Origin of the sequence: Streptomyces sp. NPDC092369, assembly GCF_044755245.1 — a bacterium.
In the GTDB taxonomy this organism is placed as follows: Bacteria; Actinomycetota; Actinomycetes; order Streptomycetales; family Streptomycetaceae; genus Streptomyces.
In genome coordinates, this window is record NZ_JBIVQP010000003.1 from 1,339,564 (window position 1) to 1,364,516 (window position 24,953).

Annotated in this window: 20 protein-coding genes; 6 read left to right on the forward strand and 14 right to left on the reverse strand. The window is 69.9% G+C overall.

What is annotated here, in order from left to right:
- Nucleotides 1-3: 3 nt before the first annotated feature.
- From ACIQI8_RS23065 to ACIQI8_RS23085, 5 genes are read left to right on the forward strand one after another with little or no spacing between them, the layout of a single operon-like run.
- A complete protein-coding gene (locus tag ACIQI8_RS23065) occupies nucleotides 4-231 on the forward strand; it encodes a ferredoxin family protein (RefSeq protein ID WP_010986276.1) in 228 nt (75 codons plus the stop codon).
- Between the two features lie 15 nt (nucleotides 232-246).
- The gene (locus ACIQI8_RS23070; RefSeq protein ID WP_402353526.1) at nucleotides 247-1,590 is read left to right on the forward strand and encodes an ABC transporter substrate-binding protein; all 1,344 of its coding nucleotides are present in this window, start codon (nucleotides 247-249) and stop codon (nucleotides 1,588-1,590) included.
- Nucleotides 1,587-2,513 (forward strand): ABC transporter permease, encoded by a 927-nt coding sequence (locus tag ACIQI8_RS23075; protein ID WP_402353529.1) that lies wholly within the window; start codon nucleotides 1,587-1,589, stop codon nucleotides 2,511-2,513. The genes ACIQI8_RS23070 and ACIQI8_RS23075 overlap by 4 nt, the downstream gene beginning before the upstream one ends.
- Nucleotides 2,497-3,363 carry an ABC transporter ATP-binding protein gene (locus ACIQI8_RS23080; RefSeq protein WP_402353532.1) on the forward strand — a complete coding sequence of 289 codons (867 nt, stop codon included), beginning with the start codon at nucleotides 2,497-2,499 and terminating at the stop codon, nucleotides 3,361-3,363. Before ACIQI8_RS23075 ends, ACIQI8_RS23080 begins: the two co-directional genes overlap by 17 nt.
- 32 nt (nucleotides 3,364-3,395) lie before the next feature.
- Nucleotides 3,396-6,260: a fumarate reductase/succinate dehydrogenase flavoprotein subunit gene (locus tag ACIQI8_RS23085; RefSeq protein ID WP_402353534.1), complete on the forward strand. Its 2,865-nt coding sequence runs from the start codon at nucleotides 3,396-3,398 to the stop codon at nucleotides 6,258-6,260.
- 73 nt (nucleotides 6,261-6,333) lie between these two features.
- On the opposite strand, the gene recQ is transcribed toward ACIQI8_RS23085, so the two are convergent.
- Nucleotides 6,334-8,418 (reverse strand): DNA helicase RecQ, encoded by a 2,085-nt coding sequence (gene recQ, locus ACIQI8_RS23090; protein WP_402354136.1) that lies wholly within the window; start codon nucleotides 8,416-8,418, stop codon nucleotides 6,334-6,336.
- Between the two features lie 245 nt (nucleotides 8,419-8,663).
- Between recQ and ACIQI8_RS23095 the strand changes: the two genes are divergently transcribed.
- Nucleotides 8,664-9,209 (forward strand): hypothetical protein, encoded by a 546-nt coding sequence (locus tag ACIQI8_RS23095; RefSeq protein ID WP_402353537.1) that lies wholly within the window; start codon nucleotides 8,664-8,666, stop codon nucleotides 9,207-9,209.
- Nucleotides 9,210-9,277: 68 nt separating this feature from the next.
- Here ACIQI8_RS23095 and nuoN read toward each other — a convergent pair whose 3' ends face one another.
- The 13 genes from nuoN to ACIQI8_RS23160 are packed head-to-tail and all read right to left on the reverse strand — an operon-like array spanning nucleotide 9,278 to nucleotide 24,948.
- Nucleotides 9,278-10,927 carry an NADH-quinone oxidoreductase subunit NuoN gene (gene nuoN / locus ACIQI8_RS23100; protein WP_402353540.1) on the reverse strand — a complete coding sequence of 550 codons (1,650 nt, stop codon included), beginning with the start codon at nucleotides 10,925-10,927 and terminating at the stop codon, nucleotides 9,278-9,280.
- Nucleotides 10,924-12,495 carry an NADH-quinone oxidoreductase subunit M gene (locus ACIQI8_RS23105; protein WP_402353543.1) on the reverse strand — a complete coding sequence of 524 codons (1,572 nt, stop codon included), beginning with the start codon at nucleotides 12,493-12,495 and terminating at the stop codon, nucleotides 10,924-10,926. Before ACIQI8_RS23105 ends, nuoN begins: the two co-directional genes overlap by 4 nt.
- 5 nt (nucleotides 12,496-12,500) lie before the next feature.
- Nucleotides 12,501-14,396 (reverse strand): NADH-quinone oxidoreductase subunit L, encoded by a 1,896-nt coding sequence (gene nuoL, locus ACIQI8_RS23110; RefSeq protein ID WP_402353546.1) that lies wholly within the window; start codon nucleotides 14,394-14,396, stop codon nucleotides 12,501-12,503.
- A gap of 14 nt (nucleotides 14,397-14,410) precedes the next feature.
- Nucleotides 14,411-14,710: an NADH-quinone oxidoreductase subunit NuoK gene (gene nuoK / locus ACIQI8_RS23115; RefSeq protein WP_123998414.1), complete on the reverse strand. Its 300-nt coding sequence runs from the start codon at nucleotides 14,708-14,710 to the stop codon at nucleotides 14,411-14,413.
- The gene (locus tag ACIQI8_RS23120; RefSeq protein WP_402353549.1) at nucleotides 14,707-15,570 is read right to left on the reverse strand and encodes an NADH-quinone oxidoreductase subunit J; all 864 of its coding nucleotides are present in this window, start codon (nucleotides 15,568-15,570) and stop codon (nucleotides 14,707-14,709) included. The genes nuoK and ACIQI8_RS23120 overlap by 4 nt, the downstream gene beginning before the upstream one ends.
- Nucleotides 15,567-16,196: an NADH-quinone oxidoreductase subunit NuoI gene (gene nuoI, locus ACIQI8_RS23125; protein WP_402353552.1), complete on the reverse strand. Its 630-nt coding sequence runs from the start codon at nucleotides 16,194-16,196 to the stop codon at nucleotides 15,567-15,569. The genes ACIQI8_RS23120 and nuoI overlap by 4 nt, the downstream gene beginning before the upstream one ends.
- Complete coding sequence (nuoH, locus tag ACIQI8_RS23130) at nucleotides 16,189-17,553, reverse strand: NADH-quinone oxidoreductase subunit NuoH (RefSeq protein WP_402354139.1); 1,365 nt, start codon at nucleotides 17,551-17,553, stop codon at nucleotides 16,189-16,191. Before nuoH ends, nuoI begins: the two co-directional genes overlap by 8 nt.
- A gap of 26 nt (nucleotides 17,554-17,579) precedes the next feature.
- On the reverse strand, nucleotides 17,580-20,084 hold the full coding sequence (locus tag ACIQI8_RS23135; protein WP_402353555.1) for an NADH-quinone oxidoreductase subunit G: 2,505 nt from the start codon (nucleotides 20,082-20,084) through the stop codon (nucleotides 17,580-17,582).
- Nucleotides 20,081-21,427, reverse strand: coding sequence for an NADH-quinone oxidoreductase subunit NuoF (nuoF, locus tag ACIQI8_RS23140; RefSeq protein WP_402353558.1), 1,347 nt, complete (start codon nucleotides 21,425-21,427; stop codon nucleotides 20,081-20,083). Before nuoF ends, ACIQI8_RS23135 begins: the two co-directional genes overlap by 4 nt.
- Complete coding sequence (gene nuoE, locus ACIQI8_RS23145; protein ID WP_402353561.1) at nucleotides 21,427-22,299, reverse strand: NADH-quinone oxidoreductase subunit NuoE; 873 nt, start codon at nucleotides 22,297-22,299, stop codon at nucleotides 21,427-21,429. Before nuoE ends, nuoF begins: the two co-directional genes overlap by 1 nt.
- Nucleotides 22,296-23,636, reverse strand: coding sequence for an NADH-quinone oxidoreductase subunit D (locus tag ACIQI8_RS23150; RefSeq protein ID WP_402353564.1), 1,341 nt, complete (start codon nucleotides 23,634-23,636; stop codon nucleotides 22,296-22,298). Before ACIQI8_RS23150 ends, nuoE begins: the two co-directional genes overlap by 4 nt.
- Nucleotides 23,633-24,397, reverse strand: coding sequence for an NADH-quinone oxidoreductase subunit C (locus ACIQI8_RS23155; protein ID WP_402353567.1), 765 nt, complete (start codon nucleotides 24,395-24,397; stop codon nucleotides 23,633-23,635). Before ACIQI8_RS23155 ends, ACIQI8_RS23150 begins: the two co-directional genes overlap by 4 nt.
- Nucleotides 24,394-24,948 carry an NADH-quinone oxidoreductase subunit B family protein gene (locus tag ACIQI8_RS23160; protein ID WP_043442859.1) on the reverse strand — a complete coding sequence of 185 codons (555 nt, stop codon included), beginning with the start codon at nucleotides 24,946-24,948 and terminating at the stop codon, nucleotides 24,394-24,396. Before ACIQI8_RS23160 ends, ACIQI8_RS23155 begins: the two co-directional genes overlap by 4 nt.
- Nucleotides 24,949-24,953: the final 5 nt, after the last annotated feature.

Genomic DNA, 24,953 nt, shown 5'->3' on the forward strand with positions numbered 1-24,953 from the left:
GCCATGCCTTTGGCGCCCCAGCGGGCCGACGTGCCCGTGACCATCGACGAGTCGAAGTGCATCGACGGCTGCACGCTCTGCGTCGACATGTGCCCCCTGGACTCCCTCGCCATCGACGAGAGCAACGGCAAGGCCTACATGCATGTCGACGAGTGCTGGTACTGCGGCCCGTGCGCGGCCCGCTGTCCCACCGGAGCCGTGACGGTCAACATGCCCTATCTCCTCCGGTGAGAGGTCCGAACTCCCATGAAACGCACGGCAGTTGTCCTGTCCACGGCCGCTCTGCTGCTCCCCCTGTCCGGCTGCGGCGGCAGCGCGGAGGCCGGTAGCGGCAGCACGGTGACGGTCACCGTCGGCTACCAGTCCAAGACCATCAACACGGTCACCGCGGGAACCCTTCTGCGCTCCCTCGGCTACTTCGAGAGGGACCTCAACGCCCTCCATGACGGCCACACCTACAAGGTCGACTGGCAGGACTACGCCACCGGCGCCCCCATCACCGCCCAGATGACCGCCGGGAAGATCGACATCGGTTCGATGGGCGACTTCCCGCTGCTCATCAACGCGGCCCGCGGCAAGCAGCTCGGCAAGCCGACCCGACTGGTCTCCGTCACCGGCTACAACCTCCGCGGCGGCCTCAACACCGTCGTCACCGCACCCGACTCCGCACTCACCTCCCTCACGGACCTGAAGGGCAAGAAGGTCTCCACGAGCATCGGCTCGGCCGCCGACGGCACCCTCGTACGCGCCCTCCAGGAGGCCGGCATCGACCCCGACGAGGGCATCGAGAAGCTCAACCAGCAGCCGGCGGTGGGCGCTTCGGCCCTCGCCGCCGGCAGCGTGGACGCGCTCTCCCAGTTCGTCGCCTGGCCCGGCCTGCTCACCTATCAGGGCAAGGCGAAGGCCCTGTACGACGGTGCCCAGCTGAACCTCCCCACCTTCCACGGCGTCACCGCCCGCGAGGACTTCGCCAAGCGGCGCCCCGCCGTCCTTCAGGCCTTTCTCAAGGCCCAGTCCGAGGCGACGGACTACCTGAACGCCCACCCCGTCGCCGCCGCCGAGAAGGTCGCCAAGGCCACCGAGCTGCCCGCCGAGGTCGTCTACCTCTACAACGGCGCCCACGGCATCGCCACCTTCGACCCGGCCATCAAGCCCCGACTCGTCGCCGCCCTCAAGAAAGACGTCTCCGTCCTGAAGGCGGCGAAGCTGACCGGTGACGTCGACGTGGACGCCTTCGTCGACGACCAGTACGTCAAGAAGGCCCTCGGCGCGGGCTACGCCACGCAACTCGCCGCGGAGCCGGCTGCCGCCGCGAGCGAGGTGTGGCCGAAGGGTTCGGAAAAGACGCTCGCCTTCAAGTCTCCGGCCGAGTTGTTGAGTTACGTGGGCCGGCACCGGAACGGCATCCGTGCCGCCTACGTGCCCGACGCCACCACCGGCACCCTGTGGTTCGCCGACAAGGCGGTGTGGGTGGCTGATGGCGAGGAGTTGCTGCCGTTCGTGGCACCGGCGACCGCGAAGGCGTACGTCTCCGGGCATGGGGGCGCTCGCGTCATCACATACGCCGATGCGCTGGAGCAGGCGTCGTGAGCGGGCCCGCGAAACAGGCGGCCCGGTACGCGCTGCGACTCGGCTCGCTCGCCGCCGCCCTCGGCATCTGGCAGCTGCTGACCAGCCTGGACGTCGACCTGTGGCTGCGCTTCTCGCAGTTCCCCACGGTCGCCGACGTGGCCCGCGCCTTCGCCGACCGGGTGTCCGGCCCCGACTACTGGACGGACCTCACCGACAGCCTCACCCGTATCCTCACCGGCTTTCTGCTCGCCGCCGTCCTGGGGGTGGCCACCGGCGTGCTCGTGGCGCGCTCGCGGCTCGCCGAGGACCTGCTCGGTCCGGTCCTCGAAGTCCTGCGCCCGATCCCGGCCATCGCCCTCGTGCCCGTCGCGATCCTCCTCTTCCCCTCCAACGAACAGGGCATCGTCTTCATCACCTGCACCGCCGCCTTCTTCCCGGTCCTGGTCTCCACCCGGCACGCCGTCCGTGCCCTGACTCCCGTGTGGGAGGAGGCGGTTCGCACCATGGGCGGCGGCCGGTGGCGCGTGCTCGGCTCGGTCGTGCTGCCGGGTGCGCTGCCCGGCATCTTCGGCGGCCTGTCGGTCGGCATCGGCGTCTCGTGGATCTGCGTGATCTCCGCCGAGATGATCTCCGGCCAGTACGGCGTCGGTTACCGCACCTGGCAGGACTACACGATCGTCAACTACCCGGGCGTCTTCGTCGGCATGGTCACGATCGGCGTCCTCGGCTGGCTCACGTCCACGGCGGTCGAACTGCTGGGGCGGCGGCTGACGCGCTGGTTGCCCCGGACGTCGTACGTGGCCGTCGGGCGCCCTACGCGGCGAGCGCGTAGCGCCGGTACCGCCTCCGCCACCGCCTCCACGCCGGTCGCCCCCGGGAGTAACAGGCGCAACAGGAACAACGGGAGCAAGGAGGACGTGCCCCATGACCAGCTCGTCTGAGGTCCGCACGGCCGACTCTTCCGGTGCCCGCCCAACCGAGGTGTCGGGCACGCACCCAAGCGACTCGTCCGGCACGCGCCCAACCGACTCGTCCGGCACCCGCCCGGCATCCCCCCGCACCGGCGCCGCACTCGCCCTGCGCCGGGCCGCCCTCGGCCGACCGGGCGCGCCCGTGCTCGACGCCGTGGACCTCGCCGTCTCCCCCGGCGAGATCCTCACCGTCGTCGGCGCCTCCGGCTGCGGCAAGTCGACCCTGTTGCGCACGCTCGCCGGGCTGCTGTCGCCGCTCGCCGGTGAAGTCACCCAGGACGAACGTCCGTTGACGGGGCCCGCCGCCGACCGCGCCCTGGTCTTCCAGGAGGACGCCCTCCTGCCCTGGCGCTCCCTGCGCGCCAACGTCGAACTCCCCCTCGCCATCAAGGGGTTGTCGCGCACCGAACGCCGTACCCAGGCCGATTCCTGGCTCGACCGCATCGGACTCACCCCGCTCGCTCGACAGTTGCCGCACCGCGTATCCGGCGGGCAGCGCCAGCGCGCCCAACTCGCCCGTGCGCTCGCGGGAGCGCCCCGTGCCGTCCTCATGGACGAGCCCTTCGGCGCCCTCGACGCCCAGACCCGGGCCGGCATGCAGGACCTGCTGGTGGAGGTGTTGCGCGGCACGGGCGCGACCGTCGTCTTCGTCACCCACGACGTGGACGAGGCCCTCTTCCTCGGCGACCGCGTGGCCCTCCTAGGCGCCGGCCGGCTGACCGCCGTACGCGAAGTGCCGCGCCCGCGCGACCGTACCGCGCACGACGACCCGGCGCGCGTCGCGCTGCGGCGCGACGTGCTCACCTCGCTCGGTACCTGACCCAGTACCTGAAAGGCCCTTCGGTGACCCCCGTGAACACGCCCCCGGCGACTCCTGTGCACACTCCCCCGGCGACTCCCGCGACCACGCCCCTGGAGATCCCCGCGCTCGCCGACGCCGAGGAACTGACCTGTGACGTCCTCGTCATCGGCGGCGGCACCGCCGGCACGATGGCCGCCCTGACCGCCGCCGAGCACGGCGCGGACGTGATCCTGCTGGAGAAGGCCCACGTCCGGCACTCCGGCGCGCTCGCCATGGGCATGGACGGCGTCAACAACGCGGTCATCCCCGGCCGCGCCGAGCCCGACGACTACGTCGCCGAGATCACCCGCGCCAACGACGGCATCGTCGACCAGTCCACCGTCCGCCAGACCGCCACCCGCGGCTTCGGCATGGTGCAGCGACTGGAGTCGTACGGCGTGAAGTTCGAGAAGGACGAGCACGGCGAGTACGCGGTCCGCCAGGTCCACCGCTCGGGCTCGTACGTGCTGCCGATGCCGGAGGGCAAGGACGTCAAGAAGGTCCTGTACCGGCAGTTGCGGCGGCGCGAGATGCGCGAGCGGATCCGGATCGAGAACCGGGTGATGCCGGTGCGAGTGCTGACGGCGGAGGGCCGGGCCGTGGGGGCGGCCGGCTTCAACACCCGTACGGGCGGCTTCGTTTCGGTCCGCGCGGGCGCGGTGATCCTGGCCACCGGCGCCTGCGGCCGGCTCGGTCTGCCCGCCTCCGGTTACCTTTACGGCACCTACGAGAACCCGACCAACGCGGGCGACGGCTACGCGATGGCGTACCACGCGGGCGCCGAGCTCACCGGCATCGAGTGCTTCCAGATCAACCCGCTGATCAAGGACTACAACGGCCCCGCCTGCGCCTACGTCGCCAACCCCTTCGGCGGCTACCAGGTCAACCGGCACGGCGAACGCTTCGTCGACTCCGACTACTGGTCCGGCCAGATGATGGCCGAGTTCGCGGCGGAGGTGGCGTCGGACCGCGGGCCCGTGTACCTGAAGCTGAGCCATCTCCCGGAGGAGTCGATCTCCGCCCTGGAGTCGATCCTGCACTCGACGGAGCGGCCCACGCGCGGGACCTTCCATGAAGGGCGCGGCCACGACTACCGCACCCACGACGTCGAGATGCACATCTCCGAGATCGGCCTGTGCGGCGGCCACTCCGCCTCCGGCGTCCGCGTCGACGACCACGCCCGCACGACCGTCCCCCGCCTGTACGCCGCCGGCGACCTGGCCTGCGTGCCGCACAACTACATGATCGGCGCGTTCGTCTTCGGCGACCTCGCGGGCGCGGACGCGTCCCAGTACTCGGCCTACGAAGGGGAGTTGCCGGCCGACCAGCTCCGCGAGGCGCACGAACTGATCTACCGCCCGCTGGGCAACCCGGACGGCCCGCCGCAGACCCAGGTCGAGTACAAACTGCGCCGCTTCGTGAACGACTACGTGGCCCCGCCCAAGTCCGGCGCCCGGCTCTCCCTGGCCCTGGAGGCGTTCGAGCGCATGCACGCCGACATCGCGGAGATGGGCGCGCGCACCCCGCACGAACTGATGCGCTGCGCCGAGGTCTCTTTCATCCGCGACTGCGCCGAGATGGCCGCGCGCGCTTCCCTCGCCCGCACGGAGTCCCGCTGGGGCCTCTACCACGACCGTCTCGACCACCCGCATCGCGACGACGCGTCCTGGTTCCACCACCTCGATCTGCACAAGTCCCCCTCTGGTGCGATGGAGTTCACGGCCCGTCCCGTGGCTCCCTACCTGGTCCCCATCGACGAGTTCACGCCCGTCGGCGGCCCTTCCCGTCACCTCGGCGAGGTCCACGCCGAGGACGTCGCCACCGCCGGCTCCCGGGACCTGGCCCCGGTCGCCGCGGGTGCGGACGGCATGGAGAGTGCGGGCGGTACAGGGGGTGCAGGCGGTACGGAGGGTGCAGGCGGTACGGAGGGTGCGGACCCGAACCGCGCCTCCGTCCCGAACTCCCCCGAGCCCCGCCCCGAGGAGTCCTCCCGACGCCTCCTGGAACTGGTCGCCCTCGCCGACGAACAGCCCGAACTCGACTCCCTGCGGCCCTACTTGACCGACCCCGCCGCCGCCGTCCGCCGCGAGGCCGTAGCCGTCCTCACCGAGACGGTCCCGCCGGGCACGGGCCCCGCCCTCGCCGCGTCCCTCCGCGACATCGCCCCCGAAGTCCGGGCCGCGGCCGCCGCCTCCCTGCGCGAACTCGTCGAGACGCTTCCGCCCGACCCCGCCCTCCGTGACGGCCTGGTCGCCGCCCTGGCCGAGTCCGACCCGGTCGTCCGCGCCGCCTCCCTCGACGTCCTGCGCGCCCTGCACCTGGGTGACGCCGTGCTCTTCTCCCCCTGCCTCTCCGACCCCGACATCGCCGTCCGCATCGAGGCCGTACGCGCCCTGGTCTCGGTCGACGCCGCCCTCGAACTGGCCCGCGCCACCGACGACCCGTCCCGCGAGGTCCGCGTGACGATCGCGAAGGCGTTGGCGACGGTGACGGGGACTCGGGGGGCGGCCGGCGTGGTCCTCGCCGCCCTCGCCCAACTCACCAACGACCCCGACCCGTTGGTCCAGGGCGCCGCCTACGGCGCACTCGGCACGACCGGCTGCCCGGCTCCGCTCACCGCCCACGCCGTGGCCGCGTTGTCAGACCCCGCCTGGCAGGTCAGGTCAGGCGCCGCGACCGCCCTGTCCGCCGCCGACCCGGACCTGGCCGTCCCGGCCCTCGCGAAGGCCCTCGCCGACGCGAACGCCGACGTCCGCAAGGCCGCCGTCCTGGCCTTGACCCGGCACAGCACCACCGAGGATGCCCGAGCGGCCCTCGCCACGGCCGCGACGGATACGGACGCGGACGTCAGGGCGTATGCGTCACGGGCGTTGTGACGGGGGCGTTGTGACGGGGCGTGCGGGGCGCTTCGCTGTGAAGCGCCCAGCACTCCGAGCCGACGGCCAGTCCCTATATCCAGTCCTCCGGCTCCGGCTCCATGTCCATCTCGGGCCAGTAGTCGGCACCCGGATCGGCGGCAGCGGCCGGAGTCGGCGTCGCTCTTGCCGCTGCCGTCGTTCTCGTAGCCGCCGTCGATCTGGGTGCCGCCGTAGCCGCTGCCGCCGGCGCCTGCGCCGGAACCGCCGTCGCCGTAGGGGCCACCTCCGGCGCGTCCCCCAGCCCCGCCAGTACCCCGATCACGCCCTCCCCGTACGTCGCCAGCTTCTTCTCGCCGACTCCGCTGATCGTGCCGAGCTGGGACACCGACGTCGGCCAGACCGTGGCGATCTCGCGGAGGGTGGCGTCGTGGAAGATGACGTAGGCCGGGACGCCCTGTTCGCGGGCCTGTTCGGCACGCCAGGCCCGTAGCGCCTCGAAGGCCGGCTGCAGCGCCTCCGGCAGCTCCGCCGCCGCGGCCTTGGCCTTGCGGTCGCCCCGACTGCCGGACGAGGAGCCCGACTTGGCGCCCGCCGGCTTCTTCGGCTCCTTGCGCAGCGGGACCTCCCGCTCGCGCCGCAGCACCGTTCCGCTGGCCTCGGTCAGCACCAGCGTGCCGTAGTCGCCCTCGACCGCGAGCAGCCCTTGCGCGAGCAACTGCCGTACGACGCCCCGCCACTCGGCCTCCGCGAGGTCCTCGCCGATGCCGAACACGGACAGCTGGTCGTGGTCGAACTGGATCACCTTGGCCGAACGCCGGCCCATGAGGATGTCGATGATCTGCACCGCGCCGAACTTCTGCCCCCGCTCGCGCTGCAGCCGCACCACCGTGGACAGCACCTTCTGAGCCGCGACCGTGCCGTCCCAGGTCTCCGGCGGGGTGAGGCAGGTGTCGCAGTTGCCGCAGCCGCTCGCGTCGGGGTCCTGGCCGAAGTAGGCGAGCAGCTGGCCCCGGCGGCACGCGGCCGTCTCGCACAGGGCCAGCATCGAGTCCAGGTGGGCGGCGGCGCGGCGGCGGAACGCCTCGTCGCCCTCGCTGGACTGGATCATCTTGCGCTGTTGTATGACGTCGTTGAGGCCGTAGGCCATCCAGGCCGTGGAGGGCAGACCGTCACGGCCCGCGCGGCCCGTCTCCTGGTAGTAGCCCTCGACCGACTTGGGCAGGTCGAGGTGGGCGACGAAGCGGACGTCCGGCTTGTCGATGCCCATGCCGAAGGCGATCGTCGCGACGACCACCAGGCCTTCCTCGCGCAGGAAGCGGGACTGGTTCGCCGCGCGGGTGCCCGCGTCCAGGCCCGCGTGGTACGGCACCGCCTCGACGCCGCTGCGGGAGAGGAACTCCGCCGTCTTCTCGACGGAGTTGCGCGAGAGGCAGTACACGATGCCCGCGTCGCCCGGGTGCTCCTCGCGCAGGAAGTTCAGCAGCTGCTTCTTGGGATCGGCCTTCGGGACGATCCGGTACTGGATGTTGGGGCGGTCGAAGCTCGCCACGAAGTGGCGGGCGTTCGGCATGCCGAGCCGCGCGGTGATCTCCTGGTGCGTGGCGTGCGTGGCCGTCGCCGTGAGCGCGATCCGGGGGACGTCCGGCCAGCGCTCGCCCAGGACGGAGAGGGTGAGGTAGTCGGGGCGGAAGTCGTGGCCCCACGAGGAGACACAGTGCGCCTCGTCGATCGCGAAGACCGAGATCTTGCCGCGGGAGAGCAGGTCCAGGCTGGAGTCGAGGCGCAGCCGCTCCGGCGCCATGTACAGCACGTCCAGCTCGCCGGCCAGGAACTCGGCCTCGACCACGCGCCGCTCGTCGAAGTCCTGCGTGGAGTTCATGAAACCGGCGTTGACCCCGAGGGCCCGCAGCGCGTCCACCTGGTCCTGCATCAGCGCGATCAGCGGCGAGACCACCACGCCCGTGCCGGGTCTGACCAGGGCCGGGATCTGGTAGCACAGCGACTTGCCGCCGCCGGTCGGCATGAGGACCACGGCGTCGCCGCCGGCCACGACATGCTCGATGACCTCTTCCTGTTCGCCGCGGAAGGTCTCGTATCCGAAGACCCGGTGCAAGGTGGAGAGCGCTTCGCTCTCCGTGACCCCTGGCATCTCGCTGATCCCGCCCATCCCACGCATCGTCCCGTCCCCCGTACGTCGTCCCTCGACCACTGCGTCCACGATAGGGGCCCGGACTGACAGCCATGGAGTTATCCACAGGCTGGTGACGGTTACGGGGTGTGGTCATTCGAATGGCTCCGTCACATGGCGCGACGGATCCGGCCGGGACATGCTGCCGGTGCGGGACGGGGGAGGTCCGCCACGCCACCGAACGGACGGCGCGCCGTGCGTGCGGACGCCTCCCGAAGTCAAGGAGCCCCACCATGTCCCCTCGGTCCCTGCAGGGCGCCGTCAAGGCCGCCATCGCGGTGGCGACGGCCGCGGCCTTCGCGCTGACCGCCGCCCCGGCCCACGCCGCGCCCGATGATCCCGACCCGTCCGTGTGGACCGAGCTGAGCAAGACGTACCAGGCCACCTCCAAGTACGGGTACGAGGCGTCCGCCGCGGCCGGCGGCTACGTACGCACCGACGAGTGCGTCGCCGACCCGACCGAGGGCGGCATGGGCTACCACTACCTCAACAAGGCGAACATCGGTTCGGTCGATCCGGAGAAGCCGGCGGCCCTGCTGTACTCGGAGGGGTCCAGGAACGCGTGGGCGGACGTGTCCGACTTCACCGGCGGGCGCAAGCTGGTCGCCGTGGAGTGGGTCGTGGAGGACGAGGGGCAGGCCGCGCCGACGCTGTTCGGGCAGACCTTCCAGAAGGACCAGCTCCCCGGCTTCTTCACCCTCCACGCCTGGATCTACAAGCCCAACTCCGAGGGCCTGTTCGCGCCCTGGAACCCCCTGGTCGTCTGCCCGACGACCTGAGCCGGTCGCGCGCGAAGGGCCCCGGTTCCCTCGAAGGGAACCGGGGCCCGCCGCTCATGTACCGCTCGTCAGCGCACGAACACTCCCGCCTGGTTGGCCAGGTCCAGGAAGTACTGCGGCGCCACACCGAGGACCAGCGTGACCGCCACGCCGACCCCGATCGTCGTCATCGTCAGCGGCGACGGCACGGCGACCGTGGGGCCGTCGGGCCGCGGCTCGCTGAAGAACATCAGCACGATGACGCGGATGTAGAAGAACGCGGCGATCGCGGACGAGATCACACCGACGACGACCAGCGGAGCCGCGCCGCCCTCCGCCGCCGCCTTGAACACGGCGAACTTCCCGGCGAAGCCCGAGGTCAGCGGGATGCCGGCGAAGGCCAGCAGGAACACCGCGAACACGGCCGCCACCAAGGGTGAACGGCGGCCGAGCCCCGCCCACTTGGACAGGTGGGTCGCCTCGCCGCCCGCGTCGCGCACCAGCGTCACCACGGCGAAGGCGCCGACGGTCACGAAGGAGTACGCGCCCAGGTAGAACAGGACCGACGAGACGCCGTCGGGCGTGGTCGCGATGACACCCGCGAGGATGAAGCCCGCGTGCGCGATCGACGAGTACGCCAGCAGCCGCTTGATGTCGGTCTGCGTGATCGCCACGATCGCACCGCCCAGCATGGTGACGATCGCGACGGCCCACATGACCGGCCGCCAGTCCCAGCGCAGGCCCGGCAGGACGACGTAGAGCAGGCGCAGCAGCGCGCCGAACGCCGCCACCTTCGTGGCCGCCGCCATGAAGCCGGTGACCGGGGTCGGCGCGCCCTGGTAGACGTCGGGCGTCCACATGTGGAACGGCACCGCGCCGACCTTGAACAGCAGGCCCATGACGATCATCGCCGCGCCGATGAGCAACAGCGCGTCGTTGCCCATGGTGTCGGCGAGCGCCGGGTCCACATTGGTGACCGTGCCGTCGACGACCTGCGCGATCGTCGCGTACGACACCGAGCCCGCGTAGCCGTAGAGCAGCGCGATGCCGAACAGCGTGAACGCGGAGGCGAACGCGCCGAGCAGGAAGTACTTGACCGCGGCTTCCTGCGACATGAGCCGGTTGCGGCGGGCCAGCGCGCACATCAGGTACAGCGGGAGCGAGAACACTTCCAGGGCGATGAAGAGGGTCAGCAGGTCGTTCGCCGAGGGGAAGACCAGCATTCCGGCGACCGCGAAGAGCAGCAGCGGGAAGACCTCTGTGGTGGTGAACCCGGCCTTGACGGCGGCCTTCTCGCTGTCGCTGCCCGGCACGGAGGCGGCCTGCGCGGCGAACGAGTCGACGCGGTTTCCGTGCGCTTCCGGGTCCAGGCGCCGCTCGGCGAAGGTGAACAGGCCCACCAGGCCGACGAGCAGGATCGTGCCCTGCAGGAACAGGGCCGGTCCGTCGACCGCGATCGCGCCCATCGCCGCGATGCGCGCCTTGGTGGTGCCGTATCCGTCCGCCGCGAGGGCCACGACCGCCGCGAAGGCGGCGCAGAGCGCGACGGCGGAGACGAACACCTGGGCGTAGTAACGGGACTTGCGCGGCACGAAGGCCTCGACCAGCACGCCGACGATCGCCGCGCCGAGGATGATCAGGGTGGGCGACAGTTGCCCGTATTCGATCTTCGGCGCGTCGATCTTGGAGATCGGGTCGGCCGCGGTTGTCCACAGGCTGTGGACGGCTGCTGCGCTCACTTGGCGGCCTCCACCTCGGGCTGGGGGTCCTTCTTGTGTACGTCGGACAAGGTCGACTTCACCGCCGGGTTGACGATGTCGGTGACCGGCTTGGGATAGACGCCCAGGAAGATCAACAGGATGATCAGGGGTGTCACGACCACGAGTTCACGCGCGCGCAGGTCCGGCATCGAGGAGACCTCGGGCTTCACCGGCCCGGTCATCGTCCTCTGGTAGAGGACGAGGACGTAGAGCGCGGCGAGGACGATGCCGAAGGTGGCGATGATGCCGATCGCCGGGTAGCGCGCGAACGTGCCGACCAGGACCAGGAACTCGCTCACGAACGGCGCCAGGCCCGGCAGCGACAGGGTCGCGAGCCCGCCGATCAGGAAGGTGCCGGCGAGCACCGGGGCGACCTTCTGCACTCCCCCGTAGTCCGCGATGAGCCGCGAACCGCGCCGGGAGATCAGGAAGCCGGCCACCAGCATCAACGCGGCCGTGGAGATGCCGTGGTTGACCATGTACAGCGTCGCGCCCGACTGGCCCTGGCTGGTCATCGCGAAGATGCCCAGGATGATGAAGCCGAAGTGCGAGATCGACGCGTACGCCACCAGGCGCTTGATGTCCCGCTGGCCCACCGCGAGCAGCGCGCCGTAGACGATGCTGATCAGGGCGAGGACGAGGATCGCGGGCGTCGCCCACTTGCTGGCCTCCGGGAACAGCTGGAGGCAGTAGCGGAGCATCGCGAAGGTGCCCACCTTGTCGACGACCGCCGTGATGAGGACGGCGACCGGGGCGGTGGCCTCCCCCATCGCGTTGGGCAGCCAGGTGTGCAGCGGCCACAGCGGCGCCTTCACCGCGAAGGCGAAGAAGAACCCGAGGAACAGCCAGCGCTCCGTGCTCGTCGCCATGTGCAGTGAGCCGTTCGCGCGGGCCTCCGCGATCTCCTGGAGGCTGAAGTTCCCGGCGACCACGTAGAGGCCGATCACCGCGGCCAGCATGATCAGACCGCCGACCAGGTTGTAGAGCAGGAACTTCACGGCCGCGTACGACCGTTGCGTCGACGCCGCCTCCTCGCCGTGCTCGTGGGCACGGTCCCCGAAACCACCGATGAGGAAGTACATCGGGATCAGCATGGCTTCGAAGAAGATGTAGAAGAGGAAGACGTCGGTGGCCTCGAAGGAGATGATCACCATCGCCTCGACGGCCAGGATCAGCGCGAAGAAGCCCTGGGTGGGCCGCCACCGCTTGTTGCCGGTCTCCAGCGGGTCGGCGTCGTGCCAGCCCGCGAGGATGATGAACGGGATCAGCAGCGCGGTCAGCGCGAGCAGCGCGACCCCGATGCCGTCCACGCCCAGCTCGTAGCGGACCCCGAAGTCCTTGATCCAGGCGTGGGATTCGGTGAGCTGGTAGCGGTCGCCGTCCGGGTCGAAGCGGACCAGGACGACGATCGCGAGCGCGAGCGTGGCGAGCGACACCAGCAGCGCGAGCCACTTGGCGGCGGTGCGCCGCGCGGCCGGCACGGCCGCCGTGGCGATCGCCCCGATCGCCGGGAGCACCGCCGTCGCTGTCAGGAGGGGAAAGGACATCGGTATCAGACCGCCCTCATCAGCAGGGTCGCGGCGACGAGGATGGCCGCACCGCCGAACATCGAGACCGCGTACGACCGCGCATAGCCGTTCTGCAGCTTGCGCAGCCTTCCGGAGAGGCCGCCCATCGAGGCCGCCGTGCCGTTGACGACCCCGTCGACCAGGGTGTGGTCGACGTAGACCAGGGAGCGCGTGAGGTGCTCGCCGCCGCGCACCAGGACCACGTGGTTGAAGTCGTCCTGGAGCAGGTCGCGGCGGGCGGCCCGGGTGAGCAGCGACCCGCGCGGGGCGACGGCCGGCACCGGGCGGCGGCCGTACTGCGCCCAGGCGATGGCGACGCCGATGACCAGGACCACCATCGTGGCCAGGGTGACCGTCAGTGCGCTGACCGGGGAGTCTCCGTGCTCGTGCCCGGTGATGGGCTCCAGCCAGTGCAGGAAGCGGTCGCCGATGCCGAAGATGCCGCCGGCGAAGACCGATCCGAAGGCGAGCACGATCATGGGGATCGTCATCGTCTTCGGGGACTCGTGCGGGTGCGGCTCGTTGCCGTTCTCGTCGGGCTGCCAGCGCTTCTCGCCGAAGAAGGTCATCAGCATCACGCGCGTCATGTAGTACGCCGTGATGGCCGCGCCCAGCAGGGCCGCGCCGCCGAGGATCCAGCCCTCGGTGCCGCCCTTGGCGAAGGCCGCCTCGATGATCTTGTCCTTGGAGAAGAAGCCGGACAGGCCCGGGAAACCGATGATGGCGAGGTAGCCGAGGCCGAAGGTGACGAAGGTGACCGGCATGTACTTCCTGAGGCCGCCGTACTTCCTCATGTCGACCTCGTCGTTCATGCCGTGCATGACCGAACCGGCGCCGAGGAAGAGCCCGGCCTTGAAGAAGCCGTGCGTCACCAGGTGCATGATCGCGAAGACGTAGCCGATGGGGCCGAGGCCCGCGGCGAGCACCATGTAGCCGATCTGCGACATCGTCGAGCCGGCGAGGGCCTTCTTGATGTCGTCCTTCGCGCAACCGACGATCGCACCGAACAGGAGCGTGACGGCACCGACGACGGTGACGACCAACTGGGCGTCGGGCGCCGCGTTGAAGATCGCTCCGGAGCGGACGATCAGGTACACGCCCGCGGTCACCATGGTCGCCGCGTGGATGAGGGCGGAGACCGGGGTCGGGCCCTCCATCGCGTCACCGAGCCAGGACTGCAGCGGTACCTGGGCCGACTTGCCGCAGGCGGCGAGCAGCAGCATCAGGGCGATGCCGGTGAGCTTGCCCTCCGAGGTGTCGCCGACGCTGTCCAGCACCGGCCCGAAGGCGAAGGTGCCGAACGTCGTGAACATCAGCATGATGGCGATCGACAGGCCCATGTCGCCGACGCGGTTGACCAGGAAGGCCTTCTTCGCCGCCGTCGCCGCGCTGGGCTTGTGCTGCCAGAAACCGATCAGCAGGTAGGACGCCAGACCGACGCCTTCCCAGCCGACGTACAGGAGCAGGTAGTTGTCGGCGAGGACCAGGATCAGCATCGCCGCGAGGAACAGGTTCAGATAGCCGAAGAAGCGGCGGCGGCGCTCGTCGTGCTCCATGTACCCGATCGAGTACAGGTGGATCAGCGAGCCGACGCCCGTGATCAGCAGGACGAACGTCATCGACAGCTGGTCGAGGCGGAAGGCGACGTCCGCCTGGAAGCCCTCGACCGGGACCCAGGTCCACAAGTGCTGGAGCAGGGTCCGGTGTTCGGCGTCCTTGCCGAGCAGGTCGGCGAAGAGCACGACGCCGATCACGAAGGAGGCGGCCGCCAGTGCCGTGCCGATCCAGTGGCCGACGGCGTCGAGACGCCGGCCACCGCACAGCAGTACGGCCGCTCCGAGCAGTGGCGCCGCCACCAGCAGCGCAATCAGGTTCTCCACGATTCAGCGACCCCTCAGAGCTTCATCAGGCTGGCGTCGTCGACCGAGGCCGAGTGGCGGGAACGGAACAGGGACACGATGATCGCGAGCCCGACCACGACCTCCGCGGCGGCGACGACCATCGTGAAGAAGGCGATGATCTGGCCGTCGAGATTGCCGTGCATCCGGGAGAAGGTGACGAACGCGAGGTTGCAGGCGTTCAGCATCAGCTCGATGCACATGAACACGACGATCGCGTTGCGTCTGATCAGCACGCCGCTGGCGCCGATCGTGAACAACAGGGCGGACAGGTACAGGTAGTTGACCGGGTTCACTTCGACGCCTCCTCGGTCCGCTGGAAGTGCGCCGGCTCGACCTCGGTCCGCTCCAGCCGCTCCTCGGAGCGCTGCTCCAGCGCCTTGAGGTCGTTGAGCGCCTCGGCGGACACGTCACGGATCTGACCGCGCTCGCGCAGCGTCTTGTTGACGGTGAGCTCGGACGGGGTGCCGTCGGGCAGCAGGCCCGCGATGTCCACGGCGTTGTGCCGCGCGTACACACCGGGGGCCGGCAGCGGCGGCAGGTGGTTGCCGCGCACGCGCTCCTCCGACAGCTCCCGCTGGGTCTTGGCGCGCTCGGTGCGCTCCCGGTGCGTGAGCACCATGGCGCCGACGGCGGCCGTGATCAGCAGGGCGCCGGTGATCTCGAAGGCGAAGACGTACGTGGTGAAGATGCCGGTCGCCAGGCCCTCCACGTTGCCCTTCGCGTTCGCCTGGCCGAGGCCGTTGAACTCCGTGAGGGACGCGTTGCCGATCCCGGCGATCAGCAGGATGCCGAAGCCGAGACCGCACAGAAGGGCCAGCCAGCGCTGGCCCTTGATGGTCTCCTTCAGGGAGTCGGCGGCCGTGACGCCGACCAGCATCACCACGAAGAGGAACAGCATCATGATCGCGCCCGTGTAGACGACGATCTGCACGATCCCCAGGAAGTAGGCGCCGTTGGCGAGGTAGAACACCGCGAGGATGATCATGGTCCCGGCGAGCGAGAGCGCGCTGTGCACCGACTTCTTCATGAAGACGGTGGCCAGGGCGCCGATCACCGCGACCGTGCCGAGGACCCAGAACTGGAACGCCTCGCCGGTGGAGGTGGAGTAGGCGGCGAGCTGCGCGGTGGAATGGGCGGCGAGCTGGGGGCTCATGCCTCCACCCCCTCTTCGTGCGCCGCGCCCGAAGGGCTTGCCAATGGATCCCGTTCGCCCTTGGAGACGGCTACTTGGCGCTCGGTGCCGGGCGCGGCCTCCGTGACGAGACCTCGGTAGTAGTCCTGCTCGTCGGTGCCCGGGAAGATCGAGTGCGGGCTGTCGACCATGCCCTCTTCGAGGCCGGCCAGCAGCTGTTCCTTGGTGTAGATGAGGTTGGCGCGGCTGCTGTCGGCCAGCTCGAACTCGTTCGTCATCGTGAGCGCGCGCGTGGGGCACGCCTCGATGCACAGGCCGCACAGGATGCAGCGGGCGTAGTTGATCTGGTAGACGCGGCCGTACCGCTCGCCCGGCGAGTAGCGCTCCTCGTCCGTGTTGTCCGCGCCCTCGACGTAGATCGCGTCGGCGGGGCAGGCCCAGGCACACAGCTCGCAGCCGACGCACTTCTCCAGGCCGTCCGGATGGCGGTTGAGCTGGTGCCGTCCGTGGAAGCGGGGAGCGGTGGTCTTCTGCTGCTCCGGGTACTGCTCGGTCAGCCGCTTCTTGAACATGGCCTTGAAGGTCACGCCGAAGCCGGCCACGGGGTTCTGGAAACCGGGCTTGGTCTCCTTGGGTTCCTCAGCCATCGGACGCCTCCTTTCCATCCGTAGGTCCGTCACTGGCAGTATCCGACCCGCCACTGACAATGAGCTCCCGCTCCCGTCGCGGGCTGCGCCTGGGCACCGGCGGCAACTCCTGTCCGGGCAGTGGCGGCACGGGGAATCCGCCCGCCATCGCGTCGAATCCGGCGGGCTCCGCGGCGGGCCCCTCGGCCGTCTCCGCCTTCTGGCGGAACATGTCCGCGACGAAGGACAGAAGCAGCAGGACGAGGACGCCACCGCCGATGTAGAGGGCGATGTCGGCGAAGTCGTAGTTCTCGTTGCGCAGCGCCCGCACGGTCGCGACCAGCATCAGCCAGACCACGGAGACCGGGATGAGGACCTTCCAGCCGAGCTTCATCAACTGGTCGTAGCGCACGCGCGGGAGCGTGCCGCGCAGCCAGATGAAGAAGAACAGCAGCAGCTGGACCTTGATCACGAACCAGAGCATCGGCCACCAGCCGTGGTTCGCGCCCTCCCAGAAGGAGCTGATCGGCCAGGGCGCCCGCCAGCCGCCGAGGAAGAGCGTGGTCGACACCGCCGAGACCGTCACCATGTTCACGTACTCGGCGAGCATGAAGAGCGCGAACTTGATGGACGAGTACTCGGTGTTGAAGCCGCCGACCAGGTCGCCCTCGGACTCGGGCATGTCGAAGGGGGCGCGGTTGGTCTCGCCGACCATCGTGATGATGTAGAGGATGAAGGAGACCGGCAGCAGGACGATGTACCAGCGGTCGTGCTGCTGTTCGACGATCGTCGAGGTCGACATCGACCCCGAGTAGAGGAACACCGAGGCGAACGCGGCGCCCATCGCGATCTCGTAGGAGATCATCTGCGCGCAGGAGCGCAGACCGCCCAGGAGCGGATACGTGGATCCGGAGCTCCAACCGGCGAGCACGATGCCGTAGATGCCGACCGAGGCGACCGCGAGGATGTAGAGCATCGCGATCGGCAGGTCGGTGAGCTGCATCGTGGTGCGGTGGCCGAAGATCGAGACCTCGTTGCCGGACGGGCCGAAGGGGATCACCGCGATCGCCATGAAGGCCGGGATGGCCGCGATGACCGGCGCGAGGACGTAGACCACCTTGTCCGCGCGCTTGACGATGAGGTCTTCCTTGAGCATCAGCTTCACGCCGTCGGCGAGCGACTGGAGCATGCCCCAGGGGCCGTGCCGGTTGGGGCCGATGCGCAACTGCATCCAGGCGACGACCTTGCGCTCCCAGACGATCGAGAACAGCACGGTGATCATCAGGAACGCGAAGCAGAAGACCGCCTTGACGACGACCAGCCACCAGGGGTCGCGGCCGAACAGCGAGAGGTCTTCGGCGGCGAGGTACTGGCTCATGCCGTACTGGCTCATGCCGTGGGGGCTCATGACTCCACCTCCTTGGGGGCCTCGCCGACGGACGTCGCCGGGCCGATGCGGACGAGGGAGCCGGGACGCGCCCCGGTGTCGGAGGCGACGCCCCCGCCCACGGAGTTCAGCGGGAGCCAGACCACCCGGTCGGGCATCTCCGTGACGCGCAGCGGGAGTTCGACGGCTCCGGCGGGTCCGGTCACGGCGAGCGTGTCGCCGTCCTTGACGCCGGCCTCGGCGGCCGTGGCGAGCGACACGCGCGCGTGGGCGGCGTGCCGCGTCCCGGCGAGCGCCTCGTCACCCTCCTGGAGAAGACCCTGGTCGAGGAGCAACCGGTGTCCGGCCAGCACGGCCTCCCCGGCGGCGGGCCGCGGCAACTGGGCCGCGGTCTCCAGGGGTTCGGTGGCCCGCGGCCCGTCCCAGGCGCCGAGCCGGTCGATCTCGGCGCGCACGGTCCGCAGGTCGGGCAGACCCAGGTGGACATCCATGGCGTCGGCCAGCATCTGCAGCACGCGCGCGTCGGTGGGCGAGAGGTGGCGGGTCATCTGCTCGGGCTTGAGCGCGGCCTCGAAGAACCGCACCCGGCCTTCCCAGTTGAGGAAGGTGCCGGCCTTCTCGGCGACCGCGGCCACCGGAAGGACGACGTCGGCCCGCTCGCTGACCTCGCTGGGCCGCAGTTCCAGCGACACCAGGAAGCCGACCTCGTCCAGCGCGGCACGCGCGCGTGCCGGGTCGGGCAGGTCGGCGACCTCCACGCCGGCGACCAGCAGGGCCTGCAGTTCGCCCGCGGCGGCGGCCTCGATCATCTGGCTCGTGTCGCGGCCGTAGCGGTGCGGGAGTTCGGCAAGTCCCCAGACCGCGGCGACCTCGTCACGCGCGCGTGGGTCGGTGGCCGGGCGGCCGCCCGGCAGCAGCGTCGGCAACGCGCCCGCCTCCACGGCGCCGCGCTCTCCGGCCCGGCGCGGGATCCACACCAGCCGGGCGCCGGTCGCGGACGCGGCCCGTACGGCGGCGGTGAGCCCGCCGGCCACGGCCGCCAGCCGCTCTCCCACGACGATGACCGCGCCGTCGGCGCGCAGCGCCTCCGCGGCCCGCGCGCCGATCTCGTCCAGGCCGACCCCGCTCGTGAGCGCGTCCAGCCAGGCGGTCTCGGTGCCGGGGGCCGCCGGCAGCAGCGTGCCGCCGGCCTTCTCCAGGCCGCGCGTGGCGTGCGTGGCCAGCGAGAAGACCTTCTGGCCATGCTTGCGCCAGGCCTTGCGCAGTCGCAGGAAGACGCCGGGCGCCTCCTCCTCGGCCTCGAAGCCGAGCAGCAGGACGGCGGGCGCCTTCTCCAGGAGGGTGTTCGTGACGCCCGTACCGTCGAGGTCACGGCCGCGTCCGGCGACCTGGGCCGCCAGGAAGTCGGCCTCCTCGCCGCTGTGCACGCGTGCCCGGAAGTCGACGTCGTTCGTGTCGAGCGCCACGCGCGCGAACTTGCTGTAGGCGTAGGCGTCCTCGATGGTGAGCCGGCCGCCGGTCAGCACGCCGGTCCGGCCGCGCGAGGCCAGCAGCCCCTGTGCGGCGATCTCCAGCGCCTCCGGCCAGGAGGCCGGCACGAGTTCACCCTCGGGGTTGCGCACCAGCGGCGTCTGCAGCCGGTCGCGCTGCTGCGCGTACCGGAAGCCGAACCGCCCCTTGTCGCAGATCCACTCCTCGTTGACCTCGGGGTCGTTGGCCGCCAGGCGCCGCATGACCTTGCCGCGCCGGTGGTCGGTGCGGGTGGCGCAGCCGCCGGCGCAGTGCTCGCACACCGACGGCGAGGAGACCAGGTCGAAGGGGCGGGAGCGGAATCGGTACGCCGCCGAGGTCAGCGCACCGACCGGGCAGATCTGGATGGTGTTGCCGGAGAAGTACGACTCGAAGGGGTCGCCCTCGCCGGTGCCCACCTGCTGCAGCGCGCCCCGCTCAAGGAGTTCGATCATCGGGTCGCCCGCGACCTGGTTGGAGAAGCGGGTGCAGCGGGCGCACAGCACGCACCGCTCGCGGTCGAGCAGCACCTGCGTCGAGATCGGCAGGGGCTTCTCGTACGTCCGCTTCTTTCCTTCGAAGCGGGAGTCGGCCTGGCCGTGGGACATCGCCTGGTTCTGCAGCGGGCACTCGCCGCCCTTGTCGCAGACCGGGCAGTCCAGCGGGTGGTTGATGAGCAGCAGCTCCATCACACCGTGCTGGGCCTTCTCGGCCACGGGCGAGCTGAGTTGGGTCTTGACGACCATGCCGTCCGTGCATGTGATCGTGCAGGACGCCATCGGCTTGCGCTGCCCCTCGACCTCGACGATGCACTGGCGGCAGGCGCCGACCGGGTCGAGGAGGGGGTGGTCGCAGAAGCGGGGGATCTCGATGCCGAGCTGTTCGGCGGCCCGGATCACCAGGGTGCCCTTGGGCACGCTGATCTCGGCGCCGTCGATCGTCAGCGAGACGAGGTCCTCCGGCGGGACCGCCGCTTCTCCCCCTCCCGAGGGAGCGTTGGTGGTCACGGTCATGCGTTCACCTCCGTGCGGTCGGCCCAGGCCGTCGATTTGGCCGGGTCGAAGGGGCAGCCGCGGCCCGTGATGTGCTGCTCGTACTCGTCGCGGAAGTACTTGAGCGAGGAGAAGATCGGCGAGGCGGCACCGTCGCCGAGAGCGCAGAACGACTTGCCGTTGATGTTGTCGGCGATGTCGTTGAGCTTGTCGAGGTCGGACATGACGCCCTTGCCGGCTTCGATGTCACGCAGCAACTGCACGAGCCAGTACGTGCCTTCGCGGCAGGGGGTGCACTTGCCGCAGGACTCGTGGGCGTAGAACTCGGTCCAGCGGGTGACGGCTCGGACCACGCAGGTCGTCTCGTCGAAGCACTGCAGGGCCTTGGTGCCGAGCATGGATCCGGCGGCGCCGACACCCTCGTAGTCGAGGGGTACGTCGAGGTGTTCGTCGGTGAACATCGGCGTCGAAGAACCGCCCGGCGTCCAGAACTTGAGCCGGTGCCCAGGCCGCATCCCGCCGCTCATTTCGAGGAGCTGGCGAAGCGTGATGCCGAGCGGTGCCTCGTACTGGCCGGGACTGGCGACATGGCCGCTGAGCGAGTAGAGCGTGAAGCCCGGGGACTTCTCGCTGCCCATCGACCGGAACCATTCTTTGCCCCGATTGAGAATCGCGGGAACCGACGCGATGGACTCGACGTTATTCACAACAGTCGGGCACGCATAGAGGCCCGCCACCGCAGGAAAGGGGGGACGCAGCCGCGGTTGACCACGACGGCCTTCGAGCGAGTCGAGCAGTGCGGTCTCCTCACCGCAGATGTACGCGCCCGCGCCCGCGTGCACGGTGAGCTGGAGATCGAGGCCGCTGCCCAGGATGTTCTCTCCCAGGTAGCCGGCCGCATAGGCCTCGCGCACGGCTTCGTGCAACCGCCGCAACACGGGGACGACTTCACCGCGCAGATAGATGAAGGCATGCGACGACCTGATGGCATAACACGCGATGACAATGCCCTCGATGAGGCTATGCGGGTTCGCGAACAGGAGCGGGATGTCCTTACAGGTCCCGGGCTCCGACTCGTCGGCGTTGACAACTAGATAGTGCGGCTTTCCATCCCCTTGGGGAATGAACTGCCATTTCATTCCCGTAGGGAATCCCGCGCCGCCGCGGCCCCGCAGTCCGGACTCCTTCACATACGCGATCAGGTCGTCCGGCGACATGGCCAGCGCCTTGCGAAGACCCTCGTATCCCTCGTGCCTTCGGTAGACGTCCATCGTCCAGGACTTGTCCTCGTCCCAGAAGGCCGACAGCACGGGTGCGAGCAGTTTCTCGGGGCTGGTGTCTTTCAGTTCGGGTGCCAAGGTCATCACTCCCCCTCCTCGGCGGCGGGCCCGGCCGGATGGGCCGGGTCGGAGGCCGACGTGTCCTGTGGCGCATCGTGTGAACTGAGGTGCTCCGACGGCGACGGGTGATGCGCCGCCGCGTCCTGCGACTCGTCCTGCGGCCTGCCGTCCCGCGGGTGCACCACGCGCGCGGGTGCGGTCTCTCCCCTGGCCAGGCGGAGGCCCACCAGCGAGGCGGGGCCCGCGCCACCGCTCTCCTCGACGGCCCCGGGCCGCTCGTCGGGGAAGCCGGCGAGGATGCGGGCGGTGTCCTTGAAGGTGCACAGACGTGCCCCGCGCGTGGGCCGGACGTCCGCTCCCGCGCGCAGGTCGTCGACGAGGCGCTTGGCGCTGGCGGGGGTCTGGTTGTCGAAGAACTCCCAGTTGACCATCACCACCGGCGCGAAGTCGCAGGCCGCGTTGCACTCGATGTGCTCCAGGGTGACCTTGCCGTCGCCGGTGGTCTCGCCGTTGCCGACGCCGAGGTGCTCCTGGAGCTCCTCGAAGATCGCGTCGCCGCCCATCACCGCGCACAGGGTGTTGGTGCAGACGCCGACCTGGTAGTCGCCGCTCGGCTTGCGCCGGTACATGGTGTAGAAGGTCACGACCGCGGCGACCTCGGCCGTCGTCAGGTCCAGCAGTTCCGCACAGAACTGCTGTCCCGTGCGCGTGACATGGCCCTCCTCCGCCTGCACGAGGTGCAGCAACGGCAGGAGCGCGGAGCGGGAGTCCGGGTAGCGGGCGATGATCTCCCGCCCGTCGGCCTCCAGCCGGGCTCGGACGTCGTCCGGGTAGGCGGGCGCGGGCAGTTCGGGCATGCCCAGGCTGACGCTCTGCTCCGAAGAACTGGTGGTCACCGGTCGACGCCTCCCATCACGGGGTCGATGGAGGCGACAGCGACGATGACGTCGGCGACCTGGCCGCCCTCGCACATCGCCGCCATGGCCTGCAGGTTGGTGAAGGACGGGTCCCTGAAATGGACCCGGTAGGGGCGGGTGCCTCCGTCGGACACGGCGTGCACCCCGAGTTCGCCCTTGGGCGACTCGACGGCCGCGTACGCCTGTCCCGGCGGGACGCGGAAGCCCTCGGTGACCAGCTTGAAGTGGTGGATCAGGGCCTCCATGGAGGTGCCCATGATCTGCTTGATGTGGTCGAGGGAGTTGCCCAGTCCGTCCGGTCCCAGGGCGAGTTGGGCGGGCCAGGCGATCTTCTTGTCGGCGACCATGACCGGGCCGGGCTGCAGCCGGTCCAGGCACTGCTCGACGATCGCGAGCGACTGGCGCATCTCCTCCAGGCGGATCAGGAAGCGCCCGTAGGAGTCGCAGGTGTCGGCGGTCGGGATCTCGAAGTCGTAGGTCTCGTAGTCGCAGTAGGGCTGCGACTTGCGCAGGTCGTGCGGCAGACCGGTGGAGCGCAGGATCGGACCGGTGGCGCCGAGGGCCATGCAGCCGGCCAGGTCGAGGTAACCGACGTCCTGCATACGGGCCTTGAAGATGGGGTTCCCGGTGGCGAGCTTGTCGTACTCGGGGAGGTTCTTCTTCATCTTCTTCACGAACTCGCGGATCTGGTCCACCGCGCCGGGCGGCAGGTCCTGGGCGAGTCCGCCGGGGCGGATGTACGCGTGGTTCATCCGCAGGCCCGTGATGAGCTCGTAGATGTCGAGAATCATTTCACGATCGCGGAATCCGTAGATCATGATCGTGGTGGCGCCGAGTTCCATACCGCCGGTGGCGATGCACACCAGGTGCGAGGACATCCGGTTCAGCTCCATCAGGAGCACCCGGATGATCTTGGCCCGCTCGGTGATCTGGTCCTCGATGCCGAGGAGTTTCTCGACGGCGAGACAGTAGGCGGTCTCGTTGAAGAAGGACGTCAGGTAGTCCATGCGCGTCACGAACGTGGTGCCCTGCGTCCACGTGCGGTACTCGAGGTTCTTCTCGATGCCGGTGTGGAGGTAACCGATGCCGCAGCGGGCCTCGGTGACCGTCTCGCCCTCGATCTCCAGGATCAGGCGGAGCACTCCGTGGGTGGACGGGTGCTGGGGACCCATGTTGACGACGATGCGCTCGTCGTCGGCGCGGGCCGCGGACTGGACGACCTCGTCCCAGTCGCCACCGGTGACCGTGTACACGGTGCCCTCGGTGGTCTCGCGGGCCGCGGCGGCAGCGGCCGCGGATTGTGACTGTGTGCTCACGAGTACGACCTCCGCTGGTCCGGAGCCGGGATCTGGGCGCCCTTGTACTCGACGGGGATGCCGCCGAGGGGGTAGTCCTTGCGCTGCGGATGGCCCTGCCAGTCGTCCGGCATCATGATCCGGGTCAGCGCCGGGTGACCGTCGAAGACGATTCCGAAGAAGTCGTAGGTCTCGCGCTCGTGCCAGTCGTTGGTCGGATAGACCGAGACCAGCGACGGGATGTGCGGATCGCTGTCCGGGGCGCTGACTTCGAGGCGGATCAGCCGGTTGTGGGTGATCGAGCGCAGGTGGTAGACGGCGTGCAGCTCGCGGCCCTTGTCGTGGAGATAGTGGACCGCGCTGACGCCCGTGCAGAGCTCGAAGCGCAGGGCCGGGTCGTCGCGCAGGGTCTGGGCCACGCGCAGCAGGTGCTCGCGCTCGATGTGGAAGGTGAGCTCCCCGCGGTCGACGATCGTCTTGTCGATCGCGTTGTCGGGCACCAGTCCCTGTTCCTCCAGGGCGCCCTCCAACTCGTCGGCGACCTCGTCGAACCAGCCGCCGTAGGGCCGGCTGGAGGCTCCCGGGAGGCGGACCGAGCGGACCAGGCCGCCGTAACCGGAGGTGTCGCCGCCGCTGTTGGCGCCGAACATGCCGCGCTGGACGCGGATCTCCTCACCGCCCTGGCCGCGTTGGCCGGGGAGGTTCTCGGCGGAGAGGTCCTTCTCGGGGTTCACGCCGTTCGACGCACCGTTCGCACCGGCGGTGCCGTTCGCGTCGCTCACCGCAGCAGCCCCTTCATCTCGATCGTGGGCAGAGCCTTGAGCGCCGCTTCCTCGGCCTCGCGGGCCGCCTCCTCGGCGTTCACGCCGAGCTTGGAGGTCTGGATCTTGTGGTGCAGCTTGAGGATGGCGTCCATCAGCATCTCGGGCCGTGGCGGGCAGCCCGGGAGATAGATGTCGACCGGCACGATGTGGTCGACGCCCTGGACGATCGCGTAGTTGTTGAACATGCCGCCCGAGGAGGCGCAGACCCCCATGGAGATGACCCACTTGGGGTTCGGCATCTGGTCGTAGACCTGCCGCAGCACCGGCGCCATCTTCTGGCTGACCCGGCCCGCGACGATCATCAGGTCCGCCTGGCGGGGCGAACCGCGGAAGACCTCCATGCCGAAGCGCGCCAGGTCGTAGCGGCCTGCGCCGGTGGTCATCATCTCGATGGCGCAGCAGGCGAGGCCGAACGTGGCCGGGAAGACGGACGACTTGCGCACCCAGCCCGCGGCCTGCTCGACGGTGGTCAGCAGGAAGCCGCTCGGCAGCTTTTCTTCGAGTCCCATGTTTT

Coding starts and splice junctions, on each gene's coding strand:
- ACIQI8_RS23065 (WP_010986276.1), top strand. CDS start 4: ATGCCTTTGGCGCCCCAGCGGGCCGACGTGCCCGTGACCATCGACGAG.
- ACIQI8_RS23070 (WP_402353526.1), top strand. CDS start 247: ATGAAACGCACGGCAGTTGTCCTGTCCACGGCCGCTCTGCTGCTCCCC.
- ACIQI8_RS23080 (WP_402353532.1), top strand. CDS start 2,497: ATGACCAGCTCGTCTGAGGTCCGCACGGCCGACTCTTCCGGTGCCCGC.
- recQ (WP_402354136.1), bottom strand. CDS start 8,418: ATGCGTGGGATGGGCGGGATCAGCGAGATGCCAGGGGTCACGGAGAGC.
- ACIQI8_RS23095 (WP_402353537.1), top strand. CDS start 8,664: ATGTCCCCTCGGTCCCTGCAGGGCGCCGTCAAGGCCGCCATCGCGGTG.
- ACIQI8_RS23105 (WP_402353543.1), bottom strand. CDS start 12,495: ATGTCCTTTCCCCTCCTGACAGCGACGGCGGTGCTCCCGGCGATCGGG.
- ACIQI8_RS23120 (WP_402353549.1), bottom strand. CDS start 15,570: ATGAGCCCCCAGCTCGCCGCCCATTCCACCGCGCAGCTCGCCGCCTAC.
- nuoI (WP_402353552.1), bottom strand. CDS start 16,196: ATGGCTGAGGAACCCAAGGAGACCAAGCCCGGTTTCCAGAACCCCGTG.
- nuoH (WP_402354139.1), bottom strand. CDS start 17,553: ATGAGCCAGTACCTCGCCGCCGAAGACCTCTCGCTGTTCGGCCGCGAC.
- ACIQI8_RS23135 (WP_402353555.1), bottom strand. CDS start 20,084: ATGACCGTGACCACCAACGCTCCCTCGGGAGGGGGAGAAGCGGCGGTC.
- nuoF (WP_402353558.1), bottom strand. CDS start 21,427: ATGACCTTGGCACCCGAACTGAAAGACACCAGCCCCGAGAAACTGCTC.
- ACIQI8_RS23160 (WP_043442859.1), bottom strand. CDS start 24,948: ATGGGACTCGAAGAAAAGCTGCCGAGCGGCTTCCTGCTGACCACCGTC.